The organism is Thiomonas sp. TH-17, from assembly GCF_057473305.1.
Genome location: NZ_JBYCKI010000175.1, coordinates 1 through 4,679 on the forward strand (window position 1 = coordinate 1; position 4,679 = coordinate 4,679).

The following is a 4,679-nucleotide window of genomic DNA, read 5'->3' on the forward strand; positions in this document are numbered from 1 at the left end:
CCGCAACGCGCGCTGGGTCACCGCACGCCTCGACAAACCATGGACCTGTGGCGCAAAAATCATCCCGAAATCTTCGTCAGGCGATTAAAGAACCAGGCGGGTCTTGACACTTAAGTAATGTCGGTGCAAGCGAGTCTTTGGAACGCTTCGCACCAGCTATAAGCCCTTCCTCTATACTCTCCAGCGTCTGCCCCCTAGTTTCAGGTAACGCAAGAATGGCCACCAGGAAGTACAGGAAGGCAAAGAAAGTCAGCAGCAGGAACACGCTACCATACCCCAAAAGCTGGATAGCAGTCATGAATACGATGGCAAGACCCGCAGATGCCAGTGAATTGGCAAACAATGCTACAGCCATGCCTTTGGCACGTACAGCGAGCGGCAAGACTTCAGAGATGGCCAACCACACGACCACACCGGGCCCGATCGCATAGAAAATGACAAATGCAACAAATCCAACAAGCGTTGCATAACCTTCAAAGAGAGAAGCCGGAAAAAACATATGGACAATGCCAAGGAAAAGCAAGGCAATGCCTGAACCCGCCGTGCCCAATATCAGTAATGGTCTGCGGCCAATTTTATCAATTAGAGCGAAGGCAACTATCGTCACGGCGAAGTTTGCCAGCCCGACGCCTACGCTTCCAAGTATCGCGGTAGCGTTATTGTGCAGACCTGACTGCTGCAGGATGAGAGTATTGAACTGAAGCACCGTGTTGATGCCGGTAAGCTGGTTCAGGACCGCAATGGCTAACGCAATATAAAACGCCTTGCGATATCCAGGTCGAAACAGCAAACGCCAGTCGCTCGATTGATTCTTCGTTTCCGCTCCAATGGCCGCCCTGATTTCTGCCATGGCTTGATTGGCCTCGGTAGCGGGTTGGATTCGTGACAGCACTGCATTGGCCTCTTCGATTCGACCTTGTCGATACAGCCAGCGCGGCGAACGCGGCAGCGCAAATAGCCCACCTGCCAGAAAACCGATCGCCGGGACGAGCATGGTTGCAAACATCATGCGCCAGTCACCACTGGCATTGAGCGCATAGCCAATCAGATAACCAAGCAAAATCCCGAAGGTGAGACATAGCTGAAACAGCGTTACGCCTCGCCCTCGCAGTGACGGAGGCATTGTTTCCACAAGATATAATGGCACTACGATCGTAATAATGCCAATTCCGACGCCTTGCACGACGCGGCCGATAAGCACGCCAATAAAGCTGTGACTGAAAACAACTAAAACTATTCCTACGATGAAAACGACTGCGGAAATATTTAGTGATAAGCGGCGACCAAAGCGGTCAGCGAACGGTCCGGAGAACAGTGTTGCGAAAGCGCCGCCACCAAGCACTGCAGCGACGATTAGCGACGAGTCGGCAGGTGTCAACGCGAGACTGCTGTTCATGAACATCAGCGCACCCGAAATGATACCGAGGTCATAGCCATACAGAATGCCGCCAACGCCTGACAGCGACATTATAATTAGTGCCATTTTGCTGGTCCGCATCTGATTAACCTCTAGGCTCAGCCTCAATTCGTAAATTCGTGCGGATTACCTGTTAACGCAGGGCTTGACACGAGCGTGATGACCGGTTGGACTGAGTCCCGGGTTGCTATAATGGAACAGGACGGTGATGCGTAAGCTTGTGTGTTGAATGACAATGACTGGCTGTTGATGCCTTGGGCCTTGCTCTTACTGAGTGCACGCAGTAGCGGATGATCGGCTCCATCCTTTGGGTGTGCGCTTACCAATGCTGGGAAGTGTGGATGCGCGGCATGCGGGCCACACCTGTCGCACACTGGCTGCTTGCCGAGAGTGTTTCGGATATATGGACTCGATCACGGCACATCGTTCCGGCCTCGCTAGAACCTTGTTCACATGTGTCAGGAACTCATCAATTCCCGTCGCTTGCGGTGCGCTCAGCCCAGAGGCTCGCGTCGTTGAGTCCAGCCGATCCTTCATTTCCCCCACTCTTCTGGTACTTTGATGTTTCGTATAGCAAAGCGCGTTCATGGTCTTGCTAGCGATGCGATGGCAAGTAATCCGCATCGCCCAAACGCGCAAGCTCGACGCGCGGGGTCCATGTCTGCACCTGGGCCAGTGTGACAGAACCGGTTTCTTCATTTTCAGCGTTTGCAGCGCCACAGGCGACGGCCAGTCGAAGCGACGCTTCGACCGAATCGCCACGCACGGCGCTGACTGCCATCGCCGCCAAAAAGCAGTCCCCCGATCCCACTGCGTTACGGGTCGCGACGCCGTTGCTCCAGGCGTGGTAGATCCCGCCGTCATCGCATGCAATTGCGCCCTTCGCGCCCAGTGTCAGTACAGGGCGAGCTATGCCCAAGGCGCGCCAAGAGAGCACGGATTCCACTGCGTCCGCGATGCTCAGTACGGGGTGACCCACGAGGGCCGATGCTTCATCTGTGTTGGGTTTGATTGACCATGGACACGCATGAACCGCTTGTCGCAATGCTTCACCGCTGGCATCGACGAGGCACAACAAACTATGACGCTTTGCTTCCCTTACCAACTGTGCATACGTGTCGGTGGAAAATCCCTCAGACAAGCTGCCGCTCAACACCAGCGCATCAGAGGAATCTAACATCGAGGCAACTCGATCCCATAGTGCTTTCCTCCGCGCGGCATCGACTGTTGGTCCGGGCTCCAATACCTCAGTCACGCAGCCACTGTCTTCGCGCAACGCCATGCACTGACGTAGCGGCTGCAAGCTCCGTGTTGGATACCATTCCACTCCACGCTGTCGCAAATGGTCGGTCAGCAGCGCAGCGTGCGCAGCGTCATCCATTCCGACAAGCCGTGCCCGCTCACCCAAGGCCACGATCGTTTGTGCAACGTGTAAACCCTTGCCGCCTGGTGCAACACGCACTCCGGTTGCCCGCTGTACCGTGCCCGGTCGCAGTACGGACAAGTCAATACAGCGATCAATGGCTGTATTGATGCCCAGTACGGTGATCATGGCGCGTGCTTTAACCAAGTCCGTACTTCACTAATATCGGCTTGAGTCGCGGTGCCGCCAAAGCCGCGCAACGATAGGCTGCCACACGCATTGCCCCAACGCAGACATTCGCCTAGCGGTTGCTGAGCGAGCCAAGCATGCAAAAAGCCAGCGTCAAACGAATCCCCGGCGCCGGTGCTGTCAGCCACGCGGTCCGGCGACCGGGTAGCGACTTGCAGTACCGCGTGCGCGGAATCCAGCGTGACTGCGCCATTCTCTGCGCACTTCACCACCGTTTGAGTCACGCCATTGGTCAGCTTGGTCAATGCTTGCTGCACGTCATCCGTGCGAGTAATCGCACAAACTTCGACCTGGTTTGGCAAGAATGCATCCACCTGTCGAAGCAGCGCCTGCCACTCATCGAAGTCACCCCAGCGTTGCTCGGGATCGTGGCCAGGGTCGAGCGAGGTGCTGAGGCCCAGTGCGTGGGCGCGCGCAAACAGCGCTGGCAAATGCGGTCGCAAACGCGCTTGGAGAAAGTACGAAGAGACGTGAAGATGCCGTGCAGATTCGAGTAAGGCATCACTCACGTCGTCGACTGAGAGTGCCGCGATAGCTCCCGGGAAAGTCACTAGCGCCCGATCGGCAGCCGTCGAAATTGCAACCGTGAGACCCGTCGATAGCGTGGCATGGTTCCGCGCCGCCGTGACATCGATGCCCGCCGTACGCAATGCATCAAGGCAAAATTTACCGCGCTCATCATCGCCAACGCGGCCGACAAAGCTCACCGCTTCGCCCAGTCGCGCCAGTCCCATTGCGCAGATCATCGAGGAGCTGCCAGGCACTTGTTGAAAAATCTCCGCCAGAATCTCCGTACCTGGCATCGGCATGCTGGGGCAACCACCGAACACCAGATCAACGTTGATTTCGCCAGCGACCAAAATCGGTTTCATGCTGTTTTACTCCGATGCATGGGGAATGGTTGGACCACGCGCGTCAAAGCTCCCTGTGAGGGGGCGTCCGGCGACTGTCCCTGGGCAATAGACTGAAAGAAGGCCAGCAGTTGGGCAATCACAATGTGGACCATTGCTTGCTGTATCGGCGGCAATGCGTACAGTCCCGCAAGATCGATCGCCAAGCCTTCATCTCCGACGTACGTCGGATCCAAGTTTTCACCAACCACGATGCGATGGCGCGCCAGCTTCTTTTCGGTAAGTTCTCGCAGCAGGTCGGTTTGATAGCAGCGCAAAGATTCATCGCCCGACAAAAACGAGACCAACGCAGAATTGCGACGCAGCCATGCCATTGGCCCGTGGCGCAGGCCCAAGTGTGTTTCCGTCATGACCCGCAGGGCACCGCCGGACATTTCCAGCATCTTGAGCGCAGCCTCACGCGCCGCACCCCAACTTGCGCCGTCCCCGAGGTAGACGATGGCATCTTGTAGGCGCGCACCCCATGCTGCTAACGCGTCGCCATAGCGAGAAAAAAGCGCCTCTGTAATGGCGGCGGCGGCCTCCGCGCCGGGCTTGCCTTGCAAGAGCCCGCTGCCTGCCAGCAGAAGGTTGGTTGTACTGCTCGTCATGACCAAGCTGCGATCATTGGTATCTTCGGACAAGAGCAGCATCGAAACTTGTGTTTTATTGCGATACTGCGTTGCCAAGTTGCCTTCGGCGCTGCAAGTTACTATCAAATGTCGCCATTTCGGCTCTTCGGCTAACATCGCATCCATCA

At 56.4% G+C, this 4,679-nt stretch carries 4 protein-coding genes; all 4 read right to left on the reverse strand.

From position 1 onward, the window contains the following. Window positions 1-76: 76 nt before the first annotated feature. On the reverse strand, window positions 77-1,498 hold the full coding sequence (locus tag AC2VLV_RS10575; RefSeq protein WP_486989946.1) for a sugar porter family MFS transporter: 1,422 nt from the start codon (window positions 1,496-1,498) through the stop codon (window positions 77-79). 514 nt (window positions 1,499-2,012) lie between these two features. Then, a complete protein-coding gene (locus AC2VLV_RS10580) occupies window positions 2,013-2,969 on the reverse strand; it encodes a 1-phosphofructokinase family hexose kinase (RefSeq protein ID WP_486989947.1) in 957 nt (318 codons plus the stop codon). Continuing rightward, on the reverse strand, window positions 2,966-3,901 hold the full coding sequence (locus AC2VLV_RS10585; RefSeq protein ID WP_486989948.1) for a carbohydrate kinase family protein: 936 nt from the start codon (window positions 3,899-3,901) through the stop codon (window positions 2,966-2,968). Before AC2VLV_RS10585 ends, AC2VLV_RS10580 begins: the two co-directional genes overlap by 4 nt. Further along, window positions 3,898-4,679, reverse strand: a 782-nt coding sequence (locus AC2VLV_RS10590; protein ID WP_486989949.1) for a phosphoheptose isomerase family protein, incomplete at its 5' end; no start/stop codon positions are given. The genes AC2VLV_RS10585 and AC2VLV_RS10590, both read right to left, overlap by 4 nt.

Excerpts from the sequence above, each read along its gene's own strand:
- AC2VLV_RS10575 (WP_486989946.1), bottom strand. The coding sequence starts at position 1,498 with ATGCGGACCAGCAAAATGGCACTAATTATAATGTCGCTGTCAGGCGTT.
- AC2VLV_RS10580 (WP_486989947.1), bottom strand. The coding sequence starts at position 2,969 with ATGATCACCGTACTGGGCATCAATACAGCCATTGATCGCTGTATTGAC.
- AC2VLV_RS10585 (WP_486989948.1), bottom strand. The coding sequence starts at position 3,901 with ATGAAACCGATTTTGGTCGCTGGCGAAATCAACGTTGATCTGGTGTTC.